The following is a 22,325-nucleotide window of genomic DNA, read 5'->3' on the forward strand; positions in this document are numbered from 1 at the left end:
TGGGCCGCGCGCCGCCACGGCGTGGCCTGCACCATCGTCGTGCCACGCGGCAATTCGGTCGAGAAAAACGCTGCCATGCGCGCACTGGGCGTCACGCTCATCGAACACGGCGACGACTTCCAAGAAGCGCGCGAACACGCCATCCAGCTCGCGGCCCAGCGCGGCGCCCACATGGTGCCCAGCTTCCACCCCGACCTGCTGCGCGGCGTGAGCACGTATTGGTGGGAGTTCTTGCGCGCCGTGCCTCAGCTCGACGTGGTGTATGTGCCCATCGGCCAAGGCTCGGGTGCGTGCTCGGCCATCGCGGCCAAGCTGGCCCTGCAGCACTCGGTGCGCGTGGTCGGAGTGGTCAGCAGCCACGCCACCACCTATGCCGATTCGCTGGCCGCCGGCCGCGTGATCGAGGCGCCCGTCAGCACCCATCTGGCCGACGGCATGGCCTGCCGCGTGGCCGACCCCGAGGCGCTGGCCGTGATGGCCCCGCACATCGACCACATCGTGCAGGTCAGCGACGCCGAAGTGGCCGCCGCCATGCGCGCCTTGTTCACCGACACGCACAACGTGGCCGAAGGTGCAGGGGCGGCTGCGCTGGCGGCGGCGCTGCAGGAGCGCGACGAGCTCAAGGGCTTGCACGTGGGCCTGGCGTTGACCGGCGGCAACGTGGATGCGCCGATGTTTGCAGGTGCGCTGCAAGCCGCCTGAGGCCAAACCTGCGGCGCACAAAAAAAGGGGCCAAAGCCCCTTCTCTTTCCGACCGCTGTGAATTTACTTCACTGGAGGGCGGCACTTGCCGCTTTCTGCCAGCTCCAGCTTGGCCACATCTGCCTTGCCTTGCTCTTCAGTCACTTGCTCCAAATCAGCACCGCCGACAAAAACGCCCATCTTGATGAACTGGCGAATGAAGTAGTTTTTGCCCGAATCAAAAAGCAGCTCGAGCTTGTTGGGCGAGAACTCCGACTCGGTCTCCACAACGTGCTTTTTACCGCCCTCGACCTCGGTGTAGAAAAACACATCGGGCGCGCTGGAGCCCACGCAAGCGCCGTCAATGCGCAGGTCCTTGGTCAATGCCTTGCCCACAAAGCTGTTGCGGTAAAGATAGACCCCGGCCTTGCCAGCTGGCGGTGGCTGAAACTGCTTGACCTTGGCCGACTCCTCTTTGGAAGCCATATTGACTGACGCGCAACCAGTCATCAGCACAGAAAGTGCCAGCGCGAGATAAATTGATTTCTTCATGATTGTTGTGAAATGAATGACAGCAAAGCCACCGAACTCCCGTCAAAGAGTCAAGCTTCCCTACGCCTTGCTTTGAGAATTCTAGCTACGGCATATGGCAAATCGCCACGCGCAAATCCGGGTGTTTGACCATCACGAGATTTGTTGCTTTGCAGCACACACGCTCGTTAATTGATAGCACCAGTCGCTCCAGCGACAAGCATTCAGAAGCTTTGTTTCCACAATGCTCCAGATGGGAACCCTCTACCTCGTGCGCCACGGCCAGGCCTCGTTTGGCGCTGAAAACTACGACCAGCTGAGCGCACGCGGCCGAGAGCAGGCGGTGCTTTTGGGCGAACACTGGCGAGCGCGCAGCATGCAGTTTGACGCTGTCATCACTGGCACGCTGCGCCGCCACACGCAAACGCTGGAGGGCATTGCAGAGGGCTTGCAGATCACGCCCGAGGTACTGCAACTGCCGGGACTGAACGAGTACGACAGCCATGCACTCATCAGCGCCATCCACCCCCAACCCCTGGGTCCGGCCGACACGCCCGAGCGCTACCGTGCACACTTTCGTGTTCTGTGCGACGCGCTGGCGCAATGGATGGCGGGCGTCATCAGCCCGCAGGGCATGCCGACGTGGAACGAATTTTCAGCCGGCGTGCGCGCTGCGCTGGACCATATACGCCAACACCACGCGGGCCAGAAAGTGCTGCTGGTGAGCAGCGGCGGCCCCATTTCCACGGCCGTGGGAGAGGTGCTGGGCACCGCACCCGAGGTGACCATTGCGCTGAACATGCGCATCCGCAACAGCGCGGTGACGGAGTTCTCGATCTCGCCCAAACGGTTGATGCTGCAGACGTTCAATACGCTGCCGCATCTGAATGAGCTGGAGCATGCGGAGTGGGTGACGCACGCGTGACCCCCTGAACATGAGTTTTTCTGGTCTCTAGCGCTTATTGGACAATCTTTTTTTGCTATTTAATTTATAGCTAACCCGCATGACAAAAAAATGGGTGATCAGACTTCGGGTTCTCCCAATGGTCATTCACTGGACAGGCCCGCATCGGTAAACCAAAGGCCGCGAGCATGTTTCGGCAAGCGGGAGGTTTGGGGTACGGACTCAGCCAGGAATCTGGGTAAATCGAGGCTGCGCAAGCCCAGTGAGAGAATCCCGCCGCCATGCCCACTTCAAGCACTAGCTACTTCCAAAACCAACATTCCGTAGAGTCCTTTTCCAAATGAACTGGGCAGACATCGCATTTCGCTTCGGGCCTGCAGAGTACGTGGCCATATTGACACTTTTGCTGCTTGTGGCTTGCGTAGCAGCGCCACAACCGCTGACCCGATCTAGCGGTATGGCGGTGATGGGTTTGCTTCTGGGCACTCAGGGGCTGGACGGGTTCGGTGACCCACGCCACTTGCCGGGACTGGAGCTGTTGCAAGAGGACCCTATGGTATTGGTGAGCTGCGTGGCTCTGTTTGCTCTAGTGGTACCTCAGATCGCGCGGCACGCCATGCCTCGGATCCCCGCGACATCCAGGAGGATGGCAATTTGGAACACGGTGTACCAATGTCTGGGCTTCTGGCCTGCATCGGCCGCGCTCATTGCCACCGCAGGCTGGTCGCAGCGTCCCGCTTGGACAGGACCGTTCGCTGCAGCGTGGTGTGGCGGGCTCATGGCTTGGTATGGATTGACGCCAGAGTTGTGGGGAGTTTGCGCTGTGGCAGCGGCTGCAGGCTTGGTGTTTATGCAGCTCGGTTGCGCCGTGGTACCGCTGTTGGTAGGCATGTTGGCATCCCCCCTGTTGGAGCAGAACCTGCGGCGTGCGTTGCTGTTGAGTCGCGGTGAATGGGCGCCGGGGTTGCTGCACCGTCCCATAGTGGCCGGACTGATTCTTGCGGGTGTGCTTGTGCTTGTATTGCGCGCCTATCTGCTCGAGCGTAGTCAAACTAGCCGCGTGGCGGCGAATCCCGTGCGTGGATAAAGCGATAAGCCGCCAGGGCGGGCGGCAGCGCTTGCTGACGTTTGAGTGCTGACAAAAATCTAAAGCGACCGAACCTCGTCCACCAGGGTCGAAAGCGGCAACGCCTGCAACTCCCGAAGCAGCGCCACCAGTTGCCCTGCCGCAGCGTCCACCACCGACCTCCCTTTGCCGGCCGTGGCTCCGGCCGCATTACCCACCGCACCGGCCGGGTGGTAGTCCTGCATCTGCCAGCCCAGCTTGGCGCTTTTTCCGTTACCCAGAATGGCGTAGCGCTCCGACCGGTCTTGCGACGTGGAGCGGAAATCCCGCGCATGCTCCATGTACACGGTGGCGGGCGCGAGGTGCAGCATCATCGATGTCTCGATCTCGCCCGCGTGGATGCCAAAGCGGTGCTCCTCGCCGCTGAACTGGCCCGCCACCGCCTCGGGCAGCGGCAGGCTGAACCAGCTGGCGCTGTAGACGATGAGGTCGCAGCGGGTGCGCAGCTCGCGCGCGACGATGTCCATCACGCTGACCTGGCCGCCGTGGCCGTTGAACAGCAGCAGCTTCTTGATGCCCGCACGGGCCACACACTCGCCGATCTCGGTCCACAGCGCAATCACGGTGGCGGGCGACAGGGTGAGCGTGCCGGGGAAGCGGATGTGCTCCGGGCTCAGGCCCACGTTCTGCGGGGGCAAAAACAGCACGGGCAGGTCGGCAGGCAGCTGCGGCATCGCGGCGTCGATCACGCCCTGCAGCAGCGTGGCATCTACCGACAGCGGCAGGTGCGGGCCGTGCTGCTCGATGGCCGCCACTGGCAGCACGGCGACCACCAGATCGGCCTGGCCCGTGCTTTGCAGCGCGGCAAAGTCGCGGGTGGACAGGTCGGCCCAGAAGCGCGAGGGCAGTACAGGCGAGGCGGAGGGGGGCGCAGCGGCAGCGGTCATGGCGTGATGGTAGTCGCAGCAGCGGTGCGCGCCCAGGCACCCGGCGGTTGCGCTATCGGAGTGCAGTGGTGCCCAGCCAGTAAAGCAGGTGCCCCGCGCCCATCACCGATATGCCTACAAACGCCAGCCCGCTGGTACGGGTGCCCAGGCCACGGCGGCGCTGCCACGCGCGCACCACCCATGCCACCACCCAGCCCACGGTGGCACACACGACCCACAGCATCCACATCAGCCCCTTGCCAATGCAGCCGAAGTTCTCGCAATACAGCGTGAAGCTGTAGTACGACAGCGCCACCAGCAGCGCACACAGAGCCAGCAAAAATCCGTCCAGCAGACAGGACCAACGCACCGCTGCGCGGGAAGGGCGCGGAGCAGATGGAGAATCAGACGGCGGTATGGGTGCAAGCGGGTTCATGAATAACAACACCACAAAGATACGGCAACAGGCCGCGCGGCCCAGCATATCGCCCGCCGCCTGGCAACGCGCCGCCGCCCATCCCGCTACCATCACCGCATGACCCAAGACCTCTTCCGACAAGACGCCTACCTGCGCGAATGTGGCGCGCAGGTCACTGCCATCACCGACATCGGCGGCATCGTGCTGGACCGCACGGTGTTCTACCCGCTGGGTGGCGGCCAGGCCGGTGACAGCGGCGTGCTGGTGCTGGCCAATGGCACCGAAATCGCCATCGCCGACACCCGCAAGGGCAAGGATGCCGAAGGCAACGCCACCAGCGACATCGTGCACATCCCCGCGCCGGGCCAGGAAGACCGCGTGGCACAGCTCGCACCCGGCGCCACCGTCACGGCCCGCATCGACTGGGAACGCCGCCACCGCATGATGCGCCTGCACACCACCAGCCACCTGCTGTGCCACGTGGTGCCGCAACTGGTCAACGGCTGCTCCATCACGCCCGACTATGCGCGGCTGGATTTTGCGATGACCGACCCGCTGGACAAGGAGCAGCTCACCGCTGCCATCGCCTCCCTGGTGGCCGCCGCGCACCCACTCACGGTGGCCTCGATCAGCGACGAAGAACTGGACGCCAACCCCGCCCTGGTCAAAAGCATGAGCGTGCAGCCCCCGCGCGGCAGTGGGCGCATCCGCACCATCCGCATTGGTGGCGACGACGCGCCGCTGATCGACCTGCAGCCTTGTGGGGGCACGCATGTGGCCAACACGTCGGAAATCGGTGCCATCGTGGTGACGAAGATTGAAAAGAAAAGCGCCACCACCCGCAGGGTGGTTCTGGGCTTCGCCCAGTGAGCGAAGCGAAGAGCATCCAACGCTACTGTCAACAATCTTGAGCCACCGCAGCCGCCGGTTGCATTGGCTTACTCGGGCTGGTGGACAACAGGGACAATAACGCCCGCGCGCAGCACCAGCCCGATTCTCGGGTTGCTGCGACCGGTTCTCCCGGCGCTGCAGCGCTCACCTTGCCTGCTGCCATGCCGATCTCCCTGCGCTCCGTGTCCTTTGCCTTCCTGCGCCAGCACCGCTGGTTCCGCCCTGCCCTCCGCGCAATGGCGGCTTTGATTGTGTTGTGGCTGGTCACCTGGCTGGCCGTTCCACCGCTGGCCAAGGGGCCCCTGGAGCGCATCGCCTCCGAGCGACTGGGCCGCGCAGTGACTATCGGCGCCCTCGACTTTCAGCCATGGAGCCTGGAATTTGCCCTGCGTGATGTGGCCGTGGCGGGTGCCAACGGCGCGCCGCCGCAGCTAACAATTGGCCGCATCTATGCCAATGGCGAGCTGCAATCCATTGTGCGCATGGCCCCGGTGGTGGACGCCTTCACCATTGAAAACCCGGTGCTGCGTATCACCTACCTGGGTGACGGCCGCTATGACGTGGACGACATCATCGCCAAGGTCACAGCGCCCCCCAGCGAGCCCGAGCCCGCCACGGGCCCCGCGCGCTTGGCGCTGTACAACCTGGCCCTGACCGGCGGCAGCATCGACTTCACCGACCAGTCCGTGGGCACCACCCCCACGACAAACGAAGTGCGCGCGCTGGCACTCACCGTGCCCTTTATCAGCACCCTGCCCTCGCAGCGCGAAGTCAAGGTCGAGCCGCACTTGGCGTTCGCGCTCGATGGCAGCCAGTTCGATTCGTCGGCGCAAGGCACGCCGTTTACCCAAACGGGCAAGGCCGACGCCCAACTGCGCCTGGACGGACTGAACCTCGCACCCTACCTGGCCTACCTGCCGGCCGACCTGCCCATCAAGGTGCAGGGCGCCACGCTGGATGCCGACGTGAAAGTGGCCTTTGAGCAGCACCCGCGCATGGCCGTCAAGCTGACGGGCACCGTGGTGGCCAGCGGCGTGCGGATCACCGACCGCCAGGGCGCCGACCTGCTGAGCTACGAGCGCCTGAAGATCGACATGGCCGACGTGCGCCCGCTGGAGCAGGTGGTGCGCCTGCAGCACGTGGAGCTGACCGCGCCTGTGGTCACCGCCACGCGCGACGCCGCAGGCGTGATCAACCTGGCGCAATGGGCGCCGCCCGCAGCGCCTGCCAAGCCTTCACTTCCCACCAAGGAGGAGCCCGCTGCACCGGTTGCACCCGCCACCACAAACGCATCTGCACCTGCATCAACAGAACCAGCCTCCTCGCCCGAGGCCGCGGCGAGCACAACATCGGCATCGGCCCCGGCCGTCACCGCCTCTGCAGCCAAAACCAAGGCCAAGGCCAAAGCCGCACCGTCCTGGGCCGTAGAAGTCGCCACTGCCGCAGTGCGCGGCGGCACCTTGCGCTGGTCCGACCAAACCACCCGCCCCGCAGCCGCTGTGCAGGCCACCGACTTCACGCTGGATGTGGCCGACGTGGCGCTGCCCTTCGCCCCCCAGGACGCCAAGCCTTTCACCTTCAAGGGCGGGATCAATCTGCAGGGCACCACGCACAGTTTTACCGGCGAAGCCACCGACCAGAAAGCGCAGGTCAATGCCACCCTGAATGCGCTGGCACTGCAACTAGCCGCCCCCTACCTGGCCCAGGCGCTGGAGCCCGTGGTGACCGGCCAGCTCACCGGCGAGGTGGGCGTGTTGTGGCAAGCACCCCCACCCCAAGCCGCACAAACCGGAGCCACCGGCGTCACGCTGACCGCTGGCCCCTTGGCTCTGGAGCAATTGGCCGTCAAGCAGGGCAAAACCACGCTGGCCAGTCTGGGCAAGCTGGAACTGGCCGGTGTACTGGTGCCGCTAGACACCCGCACCGCCACGCTGGAGCGCCTGGCCCTGAGCCAGCTCCAGGCCATCATCGAGCGCGGCGCGGACGGGCGCTGGATGTTTGAGCGCTGGCTCAAAGCTGCAGCCGCGCCCCAAGGCACGCCCCCCGCCACCGAGGCGGTTTCTGCGACCACCCCGCCCTGGAAGCTGCGCGTGGCCGATTTCTCGCTGCAAGGCGGAACCGTCTCTTTTGCGGACAACGCCCAGCAGCGCCCTGTGGCACTGGAAGTGACCGCCCTGGGCATCACCGCCCGCAACCTGGCCACCGACGGCAGCAAGCCCGAAGCTTTCCAGCTCACGGCCCGCGCAGCGGCGCCGGGCAAGGGCGGTAGTAACAACAAGGCTGCACCGGGCAAGCTCGACTACCAGGGCACACTGGCGCTGCAGCCGCTGGCCACAGAGGGCAAGCTCGACGCCACCCGCCTGCCCCTGCACGCCCTGGACGGCTACCTAGCCGGCCAGTTTGCGGTGGAGCTGCTGCGCGCCGATGTGGGCTATCGCGGTCAGGTCGCCCTGACGCAGACGGACAAAGGCATCAGCCTGCGCCTAGCGGGCGATGCGGTGGTCGAAGAACTCCAGGCCAACAGCACCGCCGCATCCACCCCCAAGACCGAAGCCCAGGTGGGCGAGGAACTGCTGGCCTGGAAGAGCCTGAACCTGCGGGGCCTGAGCGTCGCCACCGCGCCCGGCACCGCGCCGCGCGTGGAGGTTAAAGAAACCAGCCTGGTGGACTTTTTTGCCCGCGTCACCATCAACGAAGCGGGCCGTATCAACCTGAGCGACATTGCCAAGACCCCGGCGGAGGCCCAGGCCGCCAATGCGGCGAGCGCCAACGCACCTGCGGTGCCCCCCGCGAAGGCAGCGCCCGCAGCGTCTGCCCCAGCCGCTGCCGCCGTAGCCCAGGCCGACCCGCTGGCCCCTGTGGTGGTGTTTGGCCCAGTGAGCCTGGTCAACGGCAAGGTGTTGTTCTCGGACTTTTTCATCAAGCCCAACTACTCGGCCGACCTCTCGGAGCTGACCGGCAAGCTCAGCGCGTTCTCGTCCCAAGCGCCCGGTGGCGAGCCCGTGCTGGCCGACCTGGAGCTGCGCGGCCGCGCCGAGGGCTCGGCGTCACTCGAAGTCACCGGCAAGCTGAACCCGCTGGCCAAGCCGCTGGCCCTCGACATCGTGGGCAAGGTGCGCGACCTGGAGCTGCCACCGCTCACGCCGTACGCGGTCAAGTACGCGGGCCATGGCATCGAACGCGGCAAGCTCAGCGTGGACGTGAACTACAAGGTGCTGCCCAATGGCCAGCTCACCGCCAGCAACCGGCTGGTGCTCCACCAGCTGACCTTTGGCGAGCCCGTGGAGGGCGCCCCCAACAGCCTGCCCGTGAAGCTGGCCGTGGCCCTGCTGGCCGACCGCAACGGCGTGATCGACCTGGACCTGCCCATCAGCGGCTCGCTGAACGACCCGCAGTTCCGCGTGGGCCCCGTGATCTTCAAGATCATCGTCAACCTGATCGGCAAGGCGCTGACCTCGCCGTTCAGCCTGCTGGCCAGCGCCTTGGGTGGCGGCGACGAGATGAGCAACGTGCCCTTTGCCCCCGGCAGCGCCACGCTCACACCCGAGGCGCAGCAGAACCTGGGCAAGGTGGTCAAGGCACTGGCCGAACGCCCTGCGCTCAAGATCACCGTGACCGGCATGGCCAGCCTGCAAGACGAGCGTGAGGGCCTGCAGCGCGAAAGCCTGCAGCAAAAGGTGCTGGCCGAAAAACGCCGCGCCAACCCGGCGGACACCGCCCCCGTGTCGGCCGCTGAATACCCCGCCCTGCTCAAGGCGGTGTATGGCCGCGCCGACATGCCCAAGCCGCGCAACCTGGTCGGTCTGGCCAAGGAGCTCACGGTGCCCGAGATGGAAGCCCTGCTGCTGGCCAACCAACCCGCCACCGAGGCCATAGCGGCTGATCTGGCCACGCAGCGCGGTCAGGCCATCCGTTCGTATCTGGTGTCGCAAAAGCTGCCGGTGGACCGACTGTTTGTGGCGGCACCCAAATCGGGCAAGCAGCCCGAAAAGTGGACACCGCGTGCGGAATTGACCCTGGCGACACAATAGGCGGCTGGCTGGCGGGAGGTTCCGGGGAATCTCCCGCCAGCCAGCCTGATCGCCCCGCAGGCAGAGCGCTGGGCACAGGAACCAAAACCACCTGCCCCGCTCCCACACTGCAACCATGCCCTACCGCCTGCTCCACCGCCTTGCAGTTACTCTGCTTTTGATAGCTGCTAGCGCTTACTGGACGAGCGCTAGCGCCCAATTTAGCTCAAAAACCACCGGACAAGGCACCAGCGTGGTCACCACGCCGTATGTGCGCGCCGAGTTGCTGGCCCATGCGCCGCAGGGCGTGGCGCCGGGCCAGCCGCTGTGGCTGGGGCTGCAGATCACCCACCAGCCCGAGTGGCACACCTACTGGAAAAACCCCGGCGACTCCGGCCTGCCCACCGAGCTGGAGTGGCAGCTTCCCGCCGGGCTGGACGCGAACGAGATCGCCTGGCCCCTGCCCAAGAAGATTCCCATTGGCACGCTGGCCAACTATGGCTATGAGGGCACGGTGCTGCTGCCCATCCCGGTCACCGTGGCCAGCACCTTTGCACCCGGCCCACTGGTGCAGGACGCCACCATCAAGCTGCGCGCCTCGTGGCTGGTGTGCCGCAAGGAGTGCATTCCTGAAGAGGGCGAGTTCACACTGCAGTTGCCCATCAAAAGCACCACCGCACTGAACGGTGCCGCTTTCGAGGCGGCCGCCCAGGCACAACCCAAGCCCGTGATGGCGGGCACCAACGGCATCGTGCCCGACAGCCAGGCGCAGTTGGCAGACGACAGCAAGGCGCTGCAGGTCAGCGTGCAGGGCCTGCCCGTGGCGCTGCGCGGCAAGACGCTGGATCTGTTCCCTGAAACCAGCGAAGTCATCGAAAACGCCGCGCAGTGGAAACAGGCATGGAACGGCAGCGTGTGGACCGCCAAGATTCCCCTGTCAGCCCAGCGCAGCAACGGCCCCAGCCTGATGCCCGTGGTGCTGGCCGAGCAGACGCCCGCACACGCCCCCGGCCCCGACACCCGCACCGGCTACCGGGTCGAGCTAAAGGTGCTGGGCACCTGGCCCCAAGCGGCGTCGATGGCCACCGTGTCGCCCGCCCTGGAGGCGGCGCTCAAGGCCAATGCGGCGCAGGCTGTGGCAGCTTCAACTTCGGGTTCAGGCGCATCGTCCCTCACCCTCACCGCCGCACTGCTGGGCGCCTTGCTCGGCGGCCTGATCCTCAACCTCATGCCCTGCGTGTTCCCGGTGCTGGCGATCAAAGTGGTGGGTTTCACCCAGCATGCGCAGGACCGGCGCGCGCACCGCATCAGCGGCATCGCCTACACAGCGGGCGTGGTGCTGTCGTTCATTGCGCTGGGCGCGCTCATGCTGGGCTTGCGCGCGGCGGGCGAGGCGATTGGCTGGGGCTTTCAGCTGCAGTCGCCCGCCGTGGTGGCGTCGCTGGCAGCGCTGTTCACGCTGATCGCGCTCAATCTGGCGGGCGTGTTCGAGTTCGGGCATTTCCTACCCTCTTCGGTGGCCAGCCTGCAGGCGAGGCACCCTGTGGCCGACAGTTTTCTGACCGGAGTGCTGGCCGTGGCCGTGGCGTCGCCCTGCACCGCACCGTTCATGGGCGCATCGCTGGGCCTCACCGCTACTTTGCCCGCACTGCAGGCGCTGGCCGTGTTTGCGGCGCTGGGCCTGGGGCTGGCGCTGCCGTTTCTGGCCGCCAGCTTCATCCCCGCCGTGGCACGCGCACTGCCCCGCCCCGGCGCGTGGATGGACACGTTCCGCAAGCTCATGGCGTTTCCCATGTTTGCCACCGTGGTCTGGCTGGTGTGGGTGCTGGGGCAACAAAGTGGCATCGACGGCGCGGGTGCGCTGTTGATCCTGCTGGTGGGGCTGTCGCTGGTGGTGTGGGCGCTGTCGCTGGCCGGGCGTGCGCGTGTGTGGATGGCCACCGTATCGCTGGCGACGATGGCGCTGCTGGGTTGGGCCTTTGTGCCCCACATCACCAACGTGCCTACTAAGCAAAGCGCCACGCAGGCATCCGCCACCGACTGGCAACCCTGGGCACCTGGCGCCGCCGAGCAGATCGTGGCCGGTGGCCGCCCCGTGTTTGTGGACTTCACCGCCGCCTGGTGCGTGACCTGCCAGTACAACAAGAAAACCACGCTGGCCAATGCGGACGTCCTGGCCGACCTGCAGACCAAGAACGTGGCCCTGCTGCGCGCCGACTGGACGCGCCGCGACCCGGCCATCACCGCCGCGCTGGCCGCGCTGGGCCGCAGCGGCGTGCCCGTGTATGTGTTCTACCGCCCCGGCAAGCCGCCGGTGGTGTTGACCGAGGTGCTGAGCGTGGACGAAGTCCGCGCCACCATTGCACAGTTGTAGATAGATAGACAGAGGTTTCGCCCGCGTTCTTTTTTCAACCACCGACCCTTCAGGAGATTTGTCATGAAGATGCTTCGCCGTACGTTGATCGCCACCGCCGCCGCCCTGTTTGCCGCAGGCAGCGCCCAAGCCGCCGCCACCGTGGGCCAGCCCGCCCCCGACTTCACGCTCAAGGACGCCACCGGTAAAACCGTGCGGCTGTCGGACTTCAAGGGCAAACATGTGGTGCTGGAATGGACCAACCCCGGCTGCCCCTTTGTGCGCAAACACTACGACAGCGGCAACATGCCCGCCACGCAGAAAGACGCCACCGGCAAAGGCGTAGTGTGGCTTGCCATCAACTCCACCGAAAAAGCCAGCAGCGACTACCTGGAGCCCGCCAAGCTGGTGGCCTGGAAGGCAGAGCGCAAGTCCGCCCCCAGCGCCATCCTGATGGATGAAGAAGGCACAGTGGGCAAGAGCTATGGCGCGCGCACCACACCCCACATGTACATCGTCAACCCGCAAGGCCAGTTGGTGTATGCAGGCGGCATCGACAGCATCCCGTCGGCCCGCCCGGCGGACATTGAGAAGGCCACCAACTATGTGAAGGTGGGGCTGTCGGAGGCGCTGGCGGGCAAGCCGATTTCGGCGGCAACGACGCAGCCGTATGGGTGCAGCATCAAGTACAAGTCGCCCGCCTGAGGGGCTGCTCGTGGCGGTCTGCAGACGCAGAGCAGGCAGCGCTAAACCGTCTACGCACTCGACAACAAGTTGGCCTACGAACCGCCCCTGGGCGGTTCAGTGCGTTCAAGTGTTTCTCGATCAAGCGCTGCTCTACGGTGGAAATTACGGCGTCGTGAGTGCACCAGCGCCCCTCCTGCATCCGCATCGGATTTCATTTGTGCGCGCAGTTATCTCTTAAGGTCGTGTTAGTGCCCTGATCTGAGCCAGCCACGCAGCGAAGAATGCGCATTCAGCCTCGATTTTGGTAAGTCCAATCTTCTGGGCCGCGATGGGACCATGCGTACGCTTGCGATAGCTAGGGTTCTTCAGCTCACGCTCCAAGTGTGCGGCTGGTTTGGTTTCTGGTCGATCATTGATGTGCTCGGGCGACTCCGCTGCTGCGCGTGCCGCCGCCAACACACCATTGGCGGCTAGCCAGCCGGGCTCCACCTGCGTCAATGTCGGTACATCGCTGAATAGCAGAGCCTCGAATTCATATGGCTGGATGTGGGGGATGAAGCGGCCCGGTTGGCAACCCGCAGCGGCTACCACATCAGCATGCAACTCACGCCGAAGCAGATCGAGCTTTTGACCCAAATCAGGAGTGAACCTGGATTGCTCAAACCCCGGAAATCGCTTGTCGAGCTTGTATAGGTCAAACAGCGTTGTTACAACAGGCGCGCTCTTCTGGCGCAAAGTGTTGCGTAAATGGGGCTTCACCCTGTCATAGTTCAACGCGCCACCGCGATGTCCTGGCGAGGTTTCCACCATTTGCGGTTCAAGGTACAGGCCGACGCCATAAAAGCCCGGCGCCAACACATCTCGGACGAATTCTTCTTCGGTCTCGCCCTCGCAGACCACGACAACGCGGCTCATCGGGTTGGCCTCCCGCCCAGCACGTTGCGCTTCCACAATTCGCCCAGGCTGTAGTCATCGGTCAGCCAATCCGCCAGCTCGTCGGCATCCAGGCGTTTAAAGACGGAGGCATCGCCCTCTCGTTGCACAACCACCACATCTTCCGGCTGAAAGTTGTTCAACAACTCCACTGACTGCGTGGAAACGATTACCTGTTTCGAATCTGCGGCGCCCTTCAACATCTCGGCCAACAAATTGATCGCAAACGGGTGCAAGCCCAGTTCAGGTTCATCAATCAGCACGGTCTCCGGCAACAGTGCCTTGGGCTGGAGCAGCAATGTGGTCAGGCAAATGAAACGCAGAGTGCCATCAGAAAGCACATGAGCTTTCCAAGGCGTGTCGGGGCGCCCACGTTCAGTCCACTCCAATTCGATGAACTCGGTCGCTTCATCACGGAACACAAAATCACCAAAGAACGGTGCCGCTCGGCGTATGGTTTCCACAATGCGGTCATAACTGGCTTCGAAGGCTGGTGTGGTCTTGAGCTTGCGCAGATAGGCAGCCAGATTGGCTGCATCTGGCTTCAAACGCAGGTTGTCATTGACTGCATGGATGCGCTTAACCGCCGCCATGTCACCCGTGTCATGGAAGTGGTACTGCCGCCAGATTTGCAGCTTTTCCAGTACATATCGGCTGACGGTGGCGCTGGAACTGTCTTTGTCGGTTCGAATTCGTGCGCTGTCATGCCCGGAACCCAGCGAATAAGCCTTAGGAAAGCTGTAGGCCGTCCCGCGAACCGTGGGCTCCTCCCGCGAGAAAACCAAGCGGTTGTCTTGTGTGGCCTCCAGCGTTACGCGATAGCCATTTTCAAACGACCCAGTGAACCCTGAATTCGCCGAGAACTGAATCTCCAGATCCATTCGAGGTGTCACCTTGCTACCGTAATGCAGCAGCGCCTCAGGCCCACCCCATTTTTGAACATCGACCGGAAAGTTATCACCCACCACCGAAGCGAGGAACCGAAACAGTCCGATGAAATTGCTTTTGCCTGCACCGTTGGCACCAATCAGAACGTTCAGCGGGCGCAGCGCAAAGCTCTCCAACTTGGCGATGGATTTGTAACCCTTGACGGTCAGCTTTTGGATTTGAGTCATGCCGAGACCTGTGATTCGGGGACGATATTTTGAACAGCCAACGCACCGGAGGGGAATTCGAGGAGAAGGGTGTCATGCGTTTCGCCGAGTTCGGTGAAAAATTCTTGTTCGGCGGGATTCATTGCATGCGCTGGATAGATTTCTCTGCGCTATTTTGGCCCATACGTAAACTGACCCCATGCTCCACACCCCCGACACCATCAGCACCTTGCGTGATCTGCTCACCCACTGCCGCACGATTGCGGTAGTAGGCCTGTCGCCGCAGTGGCATCGGCCCAGCTACTTTGCGGCCAAGTACATGCAGGCGCATGGCTATCGCATCGTGCCGGTCAATCCGCTGGTGGCGCGCGAGGGCGGGCTGATCCTGAGCGAGACGGTTTATGGCAGCGTGACCGAGGCCGCGACAGCCCTGGCAGCGCAGGGCGTGAATATCGACATGGTGGACTGCTTTCGCAAAAGCGAAGACATCCCGCCGCTGGCCGACGAGGCGATCGCTATCGGCGCAAAGTGCCTGTGGCTGCAACTGGGTGTGTTCAACGAGGTGGCCGGTTTGCGCGCCGAAGCGGCGGGGTTGCAAGTGATTCAGAACCGCTGCGTAAAGATCGAACACGCGCGGCTGTTTGGCGGGCTGGGCTGGATGGGTGTGAACACCAAGGTCATCAGCGCCAAGCGCCTGCGGCAGTTGCCTTACTAGCAAATTAATAGCTGCTAGCGCTTATGGAATAAGCGCTAGAGGCCAATTTGGCTTAAATCTTCAACCCCTACCACCGCGCAGCGTCTGCGCCACTGCCATGACCGAGCCCCTCTCGAACAGCACCCCCGCAGCCTCCGGCGCCGACCGCGACTTCGGCTTTGGCACCCGCGCCATCCACGCGGGCGCCCAGCCCGACCCAGTGACCGGCGCGCGCGCCACGCCCATCCACCAGACGACCAGCTTTGTGTTCGACAACGCTGAACACGCGAGCAGCCTGTTCAACCTGCAGACCTTTGGCAACGTCTACAGCCGCATCAGCAACCCCACGGTGGCGGTGTTTGAAGAGCGCATCGCCAGCCTCGAAAACGGTCGTGCCGCGCTGGCCTGCGCCAGCGGCATGGCCGCGCAGATGGCGGCGCTGCTGGCCATCCTGAAGACCGGCGACCACATCGTGGCGGCCAGCACGCTCTATGGCGGCACGGTGGGGCAGCTGGGCGTGGGCTTCAGCCGCTTAGGGATAGAGACCACGTTTGTGGACCCGGCCGACCCCGAGAACTTTGCCCGCGCCATGCGCCCCAACACCCGCGCCGTGTATGGCGAGACCATCGGCAACCCGCTGGTCAACGTGCTCGACATCGCGGCCGTGGCCGAGGTGGCGCATGCGCACGGCGTGCCGCTCATCATCGACAACACGGTGGCCAGCCCCTACCTGTGCAACCCGCTGGCGCTGGGCGCCGACATCGTGGTGCACAGCGCCACCAAATACATCGGTGGCCACGGCACCACCATGGGCGGCGTGGTGGTGGAGGGTGGCAAGTTCCCCTGGGACAACGGCAAGTTCCCCGAGATGGTGGAGCCGAGCCGCGCGTACCACGGCGTGAAGTTCTATGAGACCTTTGGCGACTTTGGCTACACCATGAAGGCGCGCATGGAGGTCAACCGCACCTTTGGCGGCGTGCTGTCGCCCATGAACGCGTGGCAGCTGCTGCAGGGCGCCGAAACGCTGCACCTGCGCATGCGCGAACACTGCCGCAATGCACTTGCCGTGGCGAAGTTTTTGCAAAGCCATCCACAGGTGGCGTGGGTCAACTACCCCGGGCTGCCGGATTCGCCGTATTTCGACCTCGCGCAAAAGCAGTTCCGCACGGTGGACGGCACGCCCGGCGCTTCGGGCATCCTCACCTTTGGCGTGAAGGGTGGGACCGCAGCGGGCGAGAAGTTCATCGACGCCTGCGAATTTTTGAGCCACCTCGCCAACATCGGCGATGCGAAGACGCTGGTGATTCACCCCGCATCAACCACGCACCGCCAGCTGAGCGAAGAAGAACTGGGCCGTGCGGGCGTGAGCGCGGACATGGTGCGGCTGTCGGTGGGGATTGAGGACTTGGACGACATCCTGTGGGATGTGGACCAGGCGCTGGGGCGGGCGACGGCCTGATCGCCCAGGACGACTACGCGGCGGTTACCGGCGCCCCCAGCCGCTGCGACAGACTCCGCGCCGCCTCCCTCAGATGCTGCGCTGCCGAACTCGTTGGCCCCGTATGTAGCGTTGCGCTCGGCCCGATCACCGCAAGGCACAACACCAACTGCCCAAACCCGTCAAACACCGGCGTCGCCAACGCGCTGATGCCCGGCAGAAGCTGATCCGTGACTTCCGCAACCTCGTGTTGGCGCACCGCATCCAGCTCTGCTGCAAACGCAGACTCGTCCAGTGCCCCCGCAAATCCCTCTGCCGCCAGCGCCGCAGCCGCGCGATCGCGTGGGCCGAAAGCCGCAAACACCTTGCCCGTGGCCGTGTGCCGCACCGATGCCGTGGTGCCATGGCGCATCGCCACGTACACCGCCGTAGGGCCTTCTTCGACGCGGATGATGACCGGGCCGCTGTCGCCCCAGACCGAGGCCGACACGGTGTAGCCGATGCGCTGCGCCAGGGCGGGCAGCTCGGCAATGGCAAGGCGCACGGGGTCCACCTGCTGCAGGCTGATGAGGCCCAGCTGCATGGCCAAAGGGCCCAGGCCGTAGTGGCCGCTCACTGCATCTTGCTCAACCAAGCCGAGCTTGCCAAAACTCACTAGGTAGGGGTGGGCCTTGGCGGCCGTCATGTCCGCCGCACGGGCCAGGTCTTTGAGAGCCATGCGGCGACCGGTGCGCGCCAGCACTTTCAGCAACTGCCCGCCCACCTCCACGCTCTGGATGCCGCGCGGCGTACGCGGGCTGCTGTCGTCTTCGTCGTCGGGGCGGGGCAAGTCGGGGGCGTGGGTGGGCATGGGGTGATTGTCCACCGCGCAGCAGTCGCCCTGCCTCTTCGGGTTTTCACCTAAACAAATGCATTAGACATTAACGAACGTTGTGACTAACATCAAAACATTCCGTTTAGTTAAACGCATTCATCCATAGCAAACTCACCCATGACCACCACCAAAACCTTTGCCTCCGCCGCCGACCTTGAAGTCAAGAAGGTGAGCTTCGACAAGCTCTCCGACCACGCCTACGCCTACACGGCCGAGGGCGACCCGAACACCGGCATCATCATTGGCGATGACGCGGTGATGGTCATCGACACCCAGGCCACGCCCGTGATGGCGCAGGACGTGATCCGCCGCATCCGCGAGGTGACGGACAAGCCGATCAAGTACGTGCTGCTGAGCCACTACCACGCCGTGCGCGTGCTGGGCGCCAGCGCCTATGGGGCCGAGCACATCATCGCCAGCGAGGACACGCGCGACCTGATCGTGGAGCGCGGCCAGTTCGACAAAGACAGCGAGATTGGCCGCTTTCCGCGCCTGTTCCAGAACGTGGAGAGCGTGCCGGACGGCCTGACCTGGCCGACCATGACCTTCAACAAGAAGATGACGCTGTGGCTGGGCAAGCTCGAAGTGCAGATCCTGCAGCTGGGCCGGGGCCATACCAAGGGCGACACGGTGGCCTGGCTGCCGCAGGAGAAGATTCTGTTCAGCGGCGACCTGGTCGAGTTCGACGCCACGCCGTATGCGGGCGATGCGTATTTCAAGGACTGGCCGCAGACGCTGGACAACTTGGCGGCTTTGAAGCCCGAAAAGCTGGTGCCCGGCCGCGGCGCCGCGCTGCAGACGCCCGAGCAGGTGCAGGCTGGCCTCGCTGGCACACGCGCGTTCATCAGCGACCTGTATGAGAGCGTGAAGGCCAGCGCGGCCCAGGGCGAAGACCTGCGCAAGGTGTACGAGGCCACGTTTGCCAAGCTGCAGCCCAAATATGGCCACTGGGTGATCTTCAACCACTGCATGCCGTTTGATGTGACTCGCGCTTACGACGAAGCGACCCAGTACCCGGACCCACGCATCTGGACGGCTGAACGCGACGTGCAGATGTGGAAGTCGTTGGAAGGCTGAGCGCAGGGGACGGAGGAGACAAGAACATGAACCCCAGATACATCCCTGCCGAGGCCTTCCAAGCCAGCGGCGCCGAGTTGCAGGCCATCGACTTTGGCTATGTGCGCTCGCCCGACCAGGACAGCGCCACGCCCGCACAGCACCCCGTCGTGATCGTGGGCGCGGGCCCCGTCGGCCTCTCGCTCGCCATCGACCTGGCCCAGCGGGGGCAACACGTGGTGGTGCTGGACAACGACCACAAGCTCTCCATCGGCTCGCGCGCCATCTGCTTTGCCAAGCGCACGCTCGAAATCTGGGACCGCCTGGGCGTGGGCCAGCGCATGGTGGACAAGGGCGTGTCGTGGAACGTGGGCAAGGTGTTTCTGAAGGACGAGCAGCTGTACGAGTTCAACCTGCTGCCCGAAGCGGGCCACGAGCGTCCGGCCTTCATCAACCTGCAGCAGTACTACGCCGAGGCCTACCTGGTGGAGCGCGCGCTGCAGCTGTCGGGCATCGACATCCGCTGGCACAACAAGGTGACGGCGGTGGCCGCGCGGGACGATGGAGCGTTGCTCAGCATCGAGACGCCTGAAGGCACCTACCAGATCGACGCGCAATGGGTGACGGCCTGCGATGGATCGCGCTCGCCGATGCGCCGGATGATGGGACTGGAGAGCAAGGGTCGCATCTTTCAGGACCGCTTTCTGATCGCTGATGTGAAGCTGGCGGATGAGGCGAACTTCCCGACCGAGCGCTGGTTCTGGTTTGACCCACCGTTTCACCCCAACCAGAGCGTGCTGCTGCACCGCCAGCCCGACAACGTGTGGCGCATCGACTTCCAGCTGGGCTGGGATGCGGACCCCGAGGAAGAGAAGAAGCCCGAAAACATCATCCCGCGCGTAAAGGCACTACTGGGCGAGGACGCACAGTTCGAGCTGGACTGGGCCAGCGTCTACACCTTTGCCTGCCTGCGCATGGACCGCTTTGTGCACGGCCGCGTGGTGTTTGCGGGTGACAGCGCGCACGGGGTGTCGCCCTTTGGCGCACGCGGCGCCAACAGTGGCGTGCAAGATGCCGAGAACCTGGCCTGGAAGCTGGACTGGGTGCTCAAGGGCCGCGCCAGCGCTGCCCTGCTGGCCACCTACGGACCCGAGCGTGAATACGCGGCCGACGAGAACCTGTGCAACTCGACCCGCGCGACGGACTTCATTACGCCCAAGAGTGAGGTGAGCCGCCTGTTCCGCGACGCCGCGCTGCACCTGGCACGCGACCACGCGTTTGCACGCCGCATCGTCAACAGCGGGCGCCTTTCGGTGCCGGCCACGCTGCACACATCGCCATTGAACACGCCCGACACCGACGCTTTTGCAGGCACGCAGGTGCCCGGCGCCGTGCTGCTGGATGCGCCGTTGACGAAACAAGGCCAACCCACCTGGCTGCTGCGCGAGCTGGGGCACAACTTCACGCTGCTGGTGTTTGGCCCCGCGCCCACGTGGGCACAGGCCTTGCCGCAGGTGAAGGTGCTGCAGATCGGCATCGACGTGATCGACCACCAAGCCCTGGCCGCCCAGCGGCTGGACGCCTTGCCGCGCACCATGTACCTGGTGCGCCCTGACCAGCATGTGTGCGCGCGCTGGCGCATGCCTACCGAATCGACTGTGCGCGCGGCAATGGCTCGCGCCACGGCCACCAGCCTCTGACAAGGAAACCGCACATGCTGAACACCCAGCCCCATCTGCAGGCTTGCGACGATTTTTATGAGGCGCTGATCACGGCACACCAAGGCCTGTCCACGCCAGACAGCCACGCCATGAACGCCCGCCTGGTGCTGCTGCTGGCCAATCACATCGGCCACCAGGCGACGCTGCTGCATGCGCTGCAACTGGCGCGTGGAAACGCGCTGCACAGCGCCGCACCCATGGCTGCCACTGCAGCTGCAGAACTCAAGGCCATCATGCCCGTGGTGCCCACCCACACCACGGCCTGACACGCCAGCCGGACACGCCGGTCCCAACCCTTTCCATCGCGTTATTGACTGACACGCGCACCGCCCGAGCGCCGCACAGACGGCGCAGGCACCGCTTCGCCCTTTCACAACCCACCACTGGAGACAAACCACCATGCTGCGCAAACACTTTCTCGCCACCCTGGCCGGGCTCGCTATGACAAGCGCCCTGCCGTTGGCCCATGCCCAAGACACCAAGCCGCTCGAATGGGTGGTGGGCTATGCCGCAGGCGGCGGCTCGGACATCGTGGCGCGGACCATTGCCGAGTCGATGTCGGCCACGCTCGGTCGCCCCATCGTCATCAACAACAAGCCCGGCGCAGGCACCAACATTGCGGCCGAATACAGCGCCCGCAACAAGGACTACGGGAACCTCATCTTCTCGGCCGACTTCGCCACGCTGGCGGCCAACCCGTTCTTGTTCAGCAAGCTGAGCTACAACGCTGAAAAAGACTTTCAACCCGTGGGCCTGCTGGTGCGCTTTCCGATGTTTCTGGTGGTGTCCAACAACGTGCCCGCCAAGAACCTCAAGGAGTTCACGGCCTGGGCCAAGGGGATGCCTGACGGCGTGAACTGGGCATCGGCGGGGCCTGGCAGCCCGCACCACTTGGTGGGCGAGCTGTTCCGTGAGCAAAGTGGCCTCAAGCTCACCCATGTGCCGTATCGCGGCGCGGCGCCCGCCATTCAGGACGTGATTGGGGGGCAGGTGTCGGCCATGTGGATCGACAGCGCCACGGTGTACCCGTTTCTCAACGGTGGCAAGGTCAAGGCCATCGGCGTGGCCAGCCCGCAGCGGGTGCCCACCATGCCGGATGTACCCACCATGGCAGAGCAAGGTCTGCAGGGTTTTGAGGGGTTTGCATGGCAAGGCATCGTCGCGCCCACGGGCACCTCGGCCGACGCCGTGACAAATTTCAGCAAGGCCTTGCAGACTGCACTGGCCGACACACGCACCAAGGCGCGCCTGCAGGCGCTGGGCGTAGAGCCCATGCCCGGTACGCCCGCGCAGATGGGTACGTTTGCGCGCACGGAGCGCGAAAAATGGGGGCGCGTGATCACCAAGGTGGGCGTAAAACTCGATTGAGCCCCCTGTGTCACCTTCGGTGCCTTCCCCCTGAAGGGGGACGCCACCAGCGCGGCGGGGCGGCCCTTGCGCGGTGGCCGCTGGTTTCAGGCAACGCCCGCTTCAAGCGCTCAAGGTTACCCCCAGCGGCTGCGCGCGAGCCGCCGCTTGCGCTGCAGGGCGGGTGCCAGCCACAGCAGCTGCACCGTGGCATACCCCAGCACAGCCAGCAGCAGGCCCAGCGTCGGCAGGCCCACCAGCAGCGGCGTGCCCAGGGCCTGCACCCACGTGGCCAGCGCCTGCACCGACAAATCGCCGCCCGGTGCCACGCTGCCCCAGGCGGGCAACACCTGCTCGCCCGGCATCACCAGCGCGCCCAGGTAAAAAGCCAGCGCGTACAGCGGCACCGTGGTGAGCGGATTTGTATAGAAGGTGGCCACACCGCCCGCCACAATATTGCCGCGCAACCAGGCACAGACCAGCAGCGTTCCCGGAATCTGCAGCGGCCCGGGGATCAACCCGCAAAACATGCCCGCCGCCACCCCGCGCGCCAGCGGCTGGCGCTGAAAGCGGAACAATGCGCGCTGCTCCAGCCAGGGCTGGAACTGCGCCAGCCAGCTGCGCTCCAGGTAGGTGCGCGCTTTGGGCTCCAGCCCACGCAACCAGCGGCGCAGGGAACACAGGGTCTGGCTCACCACAGC

The 22,325-nt window shown here is 64.6% G+C and carries 21 protein-coding genes; 13 read left to right on the top strand and 8 right to left on the bottom strand.

Annotation, left to right across the window (positions count from 1 at the left end; genetic code table 11):
• On the top strand, positions 1-702 hold a 702-nt coding region (locus ACK4OE_RS09750; RefSeq protein ID WP_409884614.1), incomplete at its 5' end, for a threonine dehydratase.
• A gap of 63 nt (positions 703-765) precedes the next feature.
• On the opposite strand, the gene ACK4OE_RS09755 is transcribed toward ACK4OE_RS09750, so the two are convergent.
• Entirely contained in the window at positions 766-1,233 is a 468-nt protein-coding gene (locus ACK4OE_RS09755) for a DUF2846 domain-containing protein (protein ID WP_409884615.1), read from the bottom strand.
• A gap of 232 nt (positions 1,234-1,465) precedes the next feature.
• On the opposite strand from ACK4OE_RS09755, the gene ACK4OE_RS09760 reads away from it, so the two are divergent.
• Both ACK4OE_RS09760 and ACK4OE_RS09765 read left to right on the top strand, forming a co-directional pair.
• On the top strand, positions 1,466-2,137 hold the full coding sequence (locus tag ACK4OE_RS09760; protein ID WP_409884616.1) for a histidine phosphatase family protein: 672 nt from the start codon (positions 1,466-1,468) through the stop codon (positions 2,135-2,137).
• Positions 2,138-2,456: 319 nt separating this feature from the next.
• Entirely contained in the window at positions 2,457-3,203 is a 747-nt protein-coding gene (locus ACK4OE_RS09765) for a tripartite tricarboxylate transporter permease (RefSeq protein WP_409884617.1), read from the top strand.
• A 59-nt stretch (positions 3,204-3,262) separates the two neighbouring features.
• Here ACK4OE_RS09765 and ACK4OE_RS09770 read toward each other — a convergent pair whose 3' ends face one another.
• Together ACK4OE_RS09770 and ACK4OE_RS09775 are read right to left on the bottom strand one after the other, a co-directional pair.
• Positions 3,263-4,129 carry a creatininase family protein gene (locus ACK4OE_RS09770; protein ID WP_409884618.1) on the bottom strand — a complete coding sequence of 289 codons (867 nt, stop codon included), beginning with the start codon at positions 4,127-4,129 and terminating at the stop codon, positions 3,263-3,265.
• A 52-nt stretch (positions 4,130-4,181) separates the two neighbouring features.
• Positions 4,182-4,544: a hypothetical protein gene (locus ACK4OE_RS09775; protein ID WP_409884619.1), complete on the bottom strand. Its 363-nt coding sequence runs from the start codon at positions 4,542-4,544 to the stop codon at positions 4,182-4,184.
• Positions 4,545-4,643: 99 nt separating this feature from the next.
• Here ACK4OE_RS09775 and ACK4OE_RS09780 point away from each other — a divergent pair, with 99 nt between their 5' ends.
• From ACK4OE_RS09780 to ACK4OE_RS09795, 4 genes are all read left to right on the top strand, one after another.
• The gene (locus ACK4OE_RS09780; protein ID WP_409884620.1) at positions 4,644-5,396 is read left to right on the top strand and encodes an alanyl-tRNA editing protein; all 753 of its coding nucleotides are present in this window, start codon (positions 4,644-4,646) and stop codon (positions 5,394-5,396) included.
• Between the two features lie 182 nt (positions 5,397-5,578).
• Complete coding sequence (locus tag ACK4OE_RS09785) at positions 5,579-9,448, top strand: DUF748 domain-containing protein (protein ID WP_409884621.1); 3,870 nt, start codon at positions 5,579-5,581, stop codon at positions 9,446-9,448.
• 115 nt (positions 9,449-9,563) lie between these two features.
• Complete coding sequence (locus ACK4OE_RS09790) at positions 9,564-11,801, top strand: protein-disulfide reductase DsbD family protein (protein ID WP_409884622.1); 2,238 nt, start codon at positions 9,564-9,566, stop codon at positions 11,799-11,801.
• A 63-nt stretch (positions 11,802-11,864) separates the two neighbouring features.
• On the top strand, positions 11,865-12,485 hold the full coding sequence (locus ACK4OE_RS09795; RefSeq protein ID WP_409884623.1) for a thioredoxin family protein: 621 nt from the start codon (positions 11,865-11,867) through the stop codon (positions 12,483-12,485).
• A gap of 216 nt (positions 12,486-12,701) precedes the next feature.
• Here ACK4OE_RS09795 and ACK4OE_RS09800 read toward each other — a convergent pair whose 3' ends face one another.
• From ACK4OE_RS09800 to ACK4OE_RS09810, 3 genes are read right to left on the bottom strand one after another with little or no spacing between them, the layout of a single operon-like run.
• Positions 12,702-13,382, bottom strand: coding sequence for a DUF4276 family protein (locus tag ACK4OE_RS09800; RefSeq protein ID WP_409884624.1), 681 nt, complete (start codon positions 13,380-13,382; stop codon positions 12,702-12,704).
• A complete protein-coding gene (locus tag ACK4OE_RS09805; RefSeq protein ID WP_409884625.1) occupies positions 13,379-14,515 on the bottom strand; it encodes an AAA family ATPase in 1,137 nt (378 codons plus the stop codon). Before ACK4OE_RS09805 ends, ACK4OE_RS09800 begins: the two co-directional genes overlap by 4 nt.
• Positions 14,512-14,637 (bottom strand): hypothetical protein, encoded by a 126-nt coding sequence (locus ACK4OE_RS09810; protein ID WP_409884626.1) that lies wholly within the window; start codon positions 14,635-14,637, stop codon positions 14,512-14,514. The genes ACK4OE_RS09805 and ACK4OE_RS09810 overlap by 4 nt, the downstream gene beginning before the upstream one ends.
• Before the next feature lie 56 nt (positions 14,638-14,693).
• Here ACK4OE_RS09810 and ACK4OE_RS09815 point away from each other — a divergent pair, with 56 nt between their 5' ends.
• Together ACK4OE_RS09815 and ACK4OE_RS09820 are read left to right on the top strand one after the other, a co-directional pair.
• Positions 14,694-15,209 (top strand): CoA-binding protein, encoded by a 516-nt coding sequence (locus ACK4OE_RS09815; protein WP_409884627.1) that lies wholly within the window; start codon positions 14,694-14,696, stop codon positions 15,207-15,209.
• A 97-nt stretch (positions 15,210-15,306) separates the two neighbouring features.
• Complete coding sequence (locus tag ACK4OE_RS09820) at positions 15,307-16,647, top strand: O-acetylhomoserine aminocarboxypropyltransferase/cysteine synthase family protein (protein WP_409884628.1); 1,341 nt, start codon at positions 15,307-15,309, stop codon at positions 16,645-16,647.
• A gap of 13 nt (positions 16,648-16,660) precedes the next feature.
• On the opposite strand, the gene ACK4OE_RS09825 is transcribed toward ACK4OE_RS09820, so the two are convergent.
• Positions 16,661-17,476 carry an IclR family transcriptional regulator gene (locus tag ACK4OE_RS09825; protein ID WP_409884629.1) on the bottom strand — a complete coding sequence of 272 codons (816 nt, stop codon included), beginning with the start codon at positions 17,474-17,476 and terminating at the stop codon, positions 16,661-16,663.
• 141 nt (positions 17,477-17,617) lie between these two features.
• Between ACK4OE_RS09825 and ACK4OE_RS09830 the strand changes: the two genes are divergently transcribed.
• From ACK4OE_RS09830 to ACK4OE_RS09845, 4 genes are all read left to right on the top strand, one after another.
• A complete protein-coding gene (locus tag ACK4OE_RS09830) occupies positions 17,618-18,577 on the top strand; it encodes an MBL fold metallo-hydrolase (RefSeq protein ID WP_409884630.1) in 960 nt (319 codons plus the stop codon).
• Between the two features lie 26 nt (positions 18,578-18,603).
• Entirely contained in the window at positions 18,604-20,256 is a 1,653-nt protein-coding gene (locus tag ACK4OE_RS09835) for an FAD-dependent oxidoreductase (protein ID WP_409884631.1), read from the top strand.
• Between the two features lie 14 nt (positions 20,257-20,270).
• On the top strand, positions 20,271-20,543 hold the full coding sequence (locus tag ACK4OE_RS09840) for a DUF2783 domain-containing protein (RefSeq protein WP_409884632.1): 273 nt from the start codon (positions 20,271-20,273) through the stop codon (positions 20,541-20,543).
• A 133-nt stretch (positions 20,544-20,676) separates the two neighbouring features.
• Positions 20,677-21,645, top strand: coding sequence for a Bug family tripartite tricarboxylate transporter substrate binding protein (locus ACK4OE_RS09845; protein ID WP_409884633.1), 969 nt, complete (start codon positions 20,677-20,679; stop codon positions 21,643-21,645).
• Positions 21,646-21,761: 116 nt separating this feature from the next.
• On the opposite strand, the gene ACK4OE_RS09850 is transcribed toward ACK4OE_RS09845, so the two are convergent.
• Positions 21,762-22,319: a DUF2062 domain-containing protein gene (locus ACK4OE_RS09850; protein ID WP_409884634.1), complete on the bottom strand. Its 558-nt coding sequence runs from the start codon at positions 22,317-22,319 to the stop codon at positions 21,762-21,764.
• Between the last annotated feature and the right edge of the window lie 6 nt (positions 22,320-22,325).

Source organism: Acidovorax sp. (assembly GCF_046314175.1).
In the GTDB taxonomy this organism is placed as follows: Bacteria; Pseudomonadota; Gammaproteobacteria; order Burkholderiales; family Burkholderiaceae_C; genus Acidovorax.

Bases quoted from the DNA above. Each gene is read 5' to 3' on its own strand.
- ACK4OE_RS09755 (WP_409884615.1), bottom strand. From the start codon at position 1,233: ATGAAGAAATCAATTTATCTCGCGCTGGCACTTTCTGTGCTGATGACT.
- ACK4OE_RS09760 (WP_409884616.1), top strand. From the start codon at position 1,466: ATGGGAACCCTCTACCTCGTGCGCCACGGCCAGGCCTCGTTTGGCGCT.
- ACK4OE_RS09765 (WP_409884617.1), top strand. From the start codon at position 2,457: ATGAACTGGGCAGACATCGCATTTCGCTTCGGGCCTGCAGAGTACGTG.
- ACK4OE_RS09770 (WP_409884618.1), bottom strand. From the start codon at position 4,129: ATGACCGCTGCCGCTGCGCCCCCCTCCGCCTCGCCTGTACTGCCCTCG.
- ACK4OE_RS09775 (WP_409884619.1), bottom strand. From the start codon at position 4,544: ATGAACCCGCTTGCACCCATACCGCCGTCTGATTCTCCATCTGCTCCG.
- ACK4OE_RS09780 (WP_409884620.1), top strand. From the start codon at position 4,644: ATGACCCAAGACCTCTTCCGACAAGACGCCTACCTGCGCGAATGTGGC.
- ACK4OE_RS09785 (WP_409884621.1), top strand. From the start codon at position 5,579: ATGCCGATCTCCCTGCGCTCCGTGTCCTTTGCCTTCCTGCGCCAGCAC.
- ACK4OE_RS09790 (WP_409884622.1), top strand. From the start codon at position 9,564: ATGCCCTACCGCCTGCTCCACCGCCTTGCAGTTACTCTGCTTTTGATA.
- ACK4OE_RS09795 (WP_409884623.1), top strand. From the start codon at position 11,865: ATGAAGATGCTTCGCCGTACGTTGATCGCCACCGCCGCCGCCCTGTTT.
- ACK4OE_RS09800 (WP_409884624.1), bottom strand. From the start codon at position 13,382: ATGAGCCGCGTTGTCGTGGTCTGCGAGGGCGAGACCGAAGAAGAATTC.
- ACK4OE_RS09805 (WP_409884625.1), bottom strand. From the start codon at position 14,515: ATGACTCAAATCCAAAAGCTGACCGTCAAGGGTTACAAATCCATCGCC.
- ACK4OE_RS09810 (WP_409884626.1), bottom strand. From the start codon at position 14,637: ATGAATCCCGCCGAACAAGAATTTTTCACCGAACTCGGCGAAACGCAT.
- ACK4OE_RS09815 (WP_409884627.1), top strand. From the start codon at position 14,694: ATGCTCCACACCCCCGACACCATCAGCACCTTGCGTGATCTGCTCACC.
- ACK4OE_RS09820 (WP_409884628.1), top strand. From the start codon at position 15,307: ATGACCGAGCCCCTCTCGAACAGCACCCCCGCAGCCTCCGGCGCCGAC.
- ACK4OE_RS09825 (WP_409884629.1), bottom strand. From the start codon at position 17,476: ATGCCCACCCACGCCCCCGACTTGCCCCGCCCCGACGACGAAGACGAC.
- ACK4OE_RS09830 (WP_409884630.1), top strand. From the start codon at position 17,618: ATGACCACCACCAAAACCTTTGCCTCCGCCGCCGACCTTGAAGTCAAG.
- ACK4OE_RS09835 (WP_409884631.1), top strand. From the start codon at position 18,604: ATGAACCCCAGATACATCCCTGCCGAGGCCTTCCAAGCCAGCGGCGCC.
- ACK4OE_RS09840 (WP_409884632.1), top strand. From the start codon at position 20,271: ATGCTGAACACCCAGCCCCATCTGCAGGCTTGCGACGATTTTTATGAG.
- ACK4OE_RS09845 (WP_409884633.1), top strand. From the start codon at position 20,677: ATGCTGCGCAAACACTTTCTCGCCACCCTGGCCGGGCTCGCTATGACA.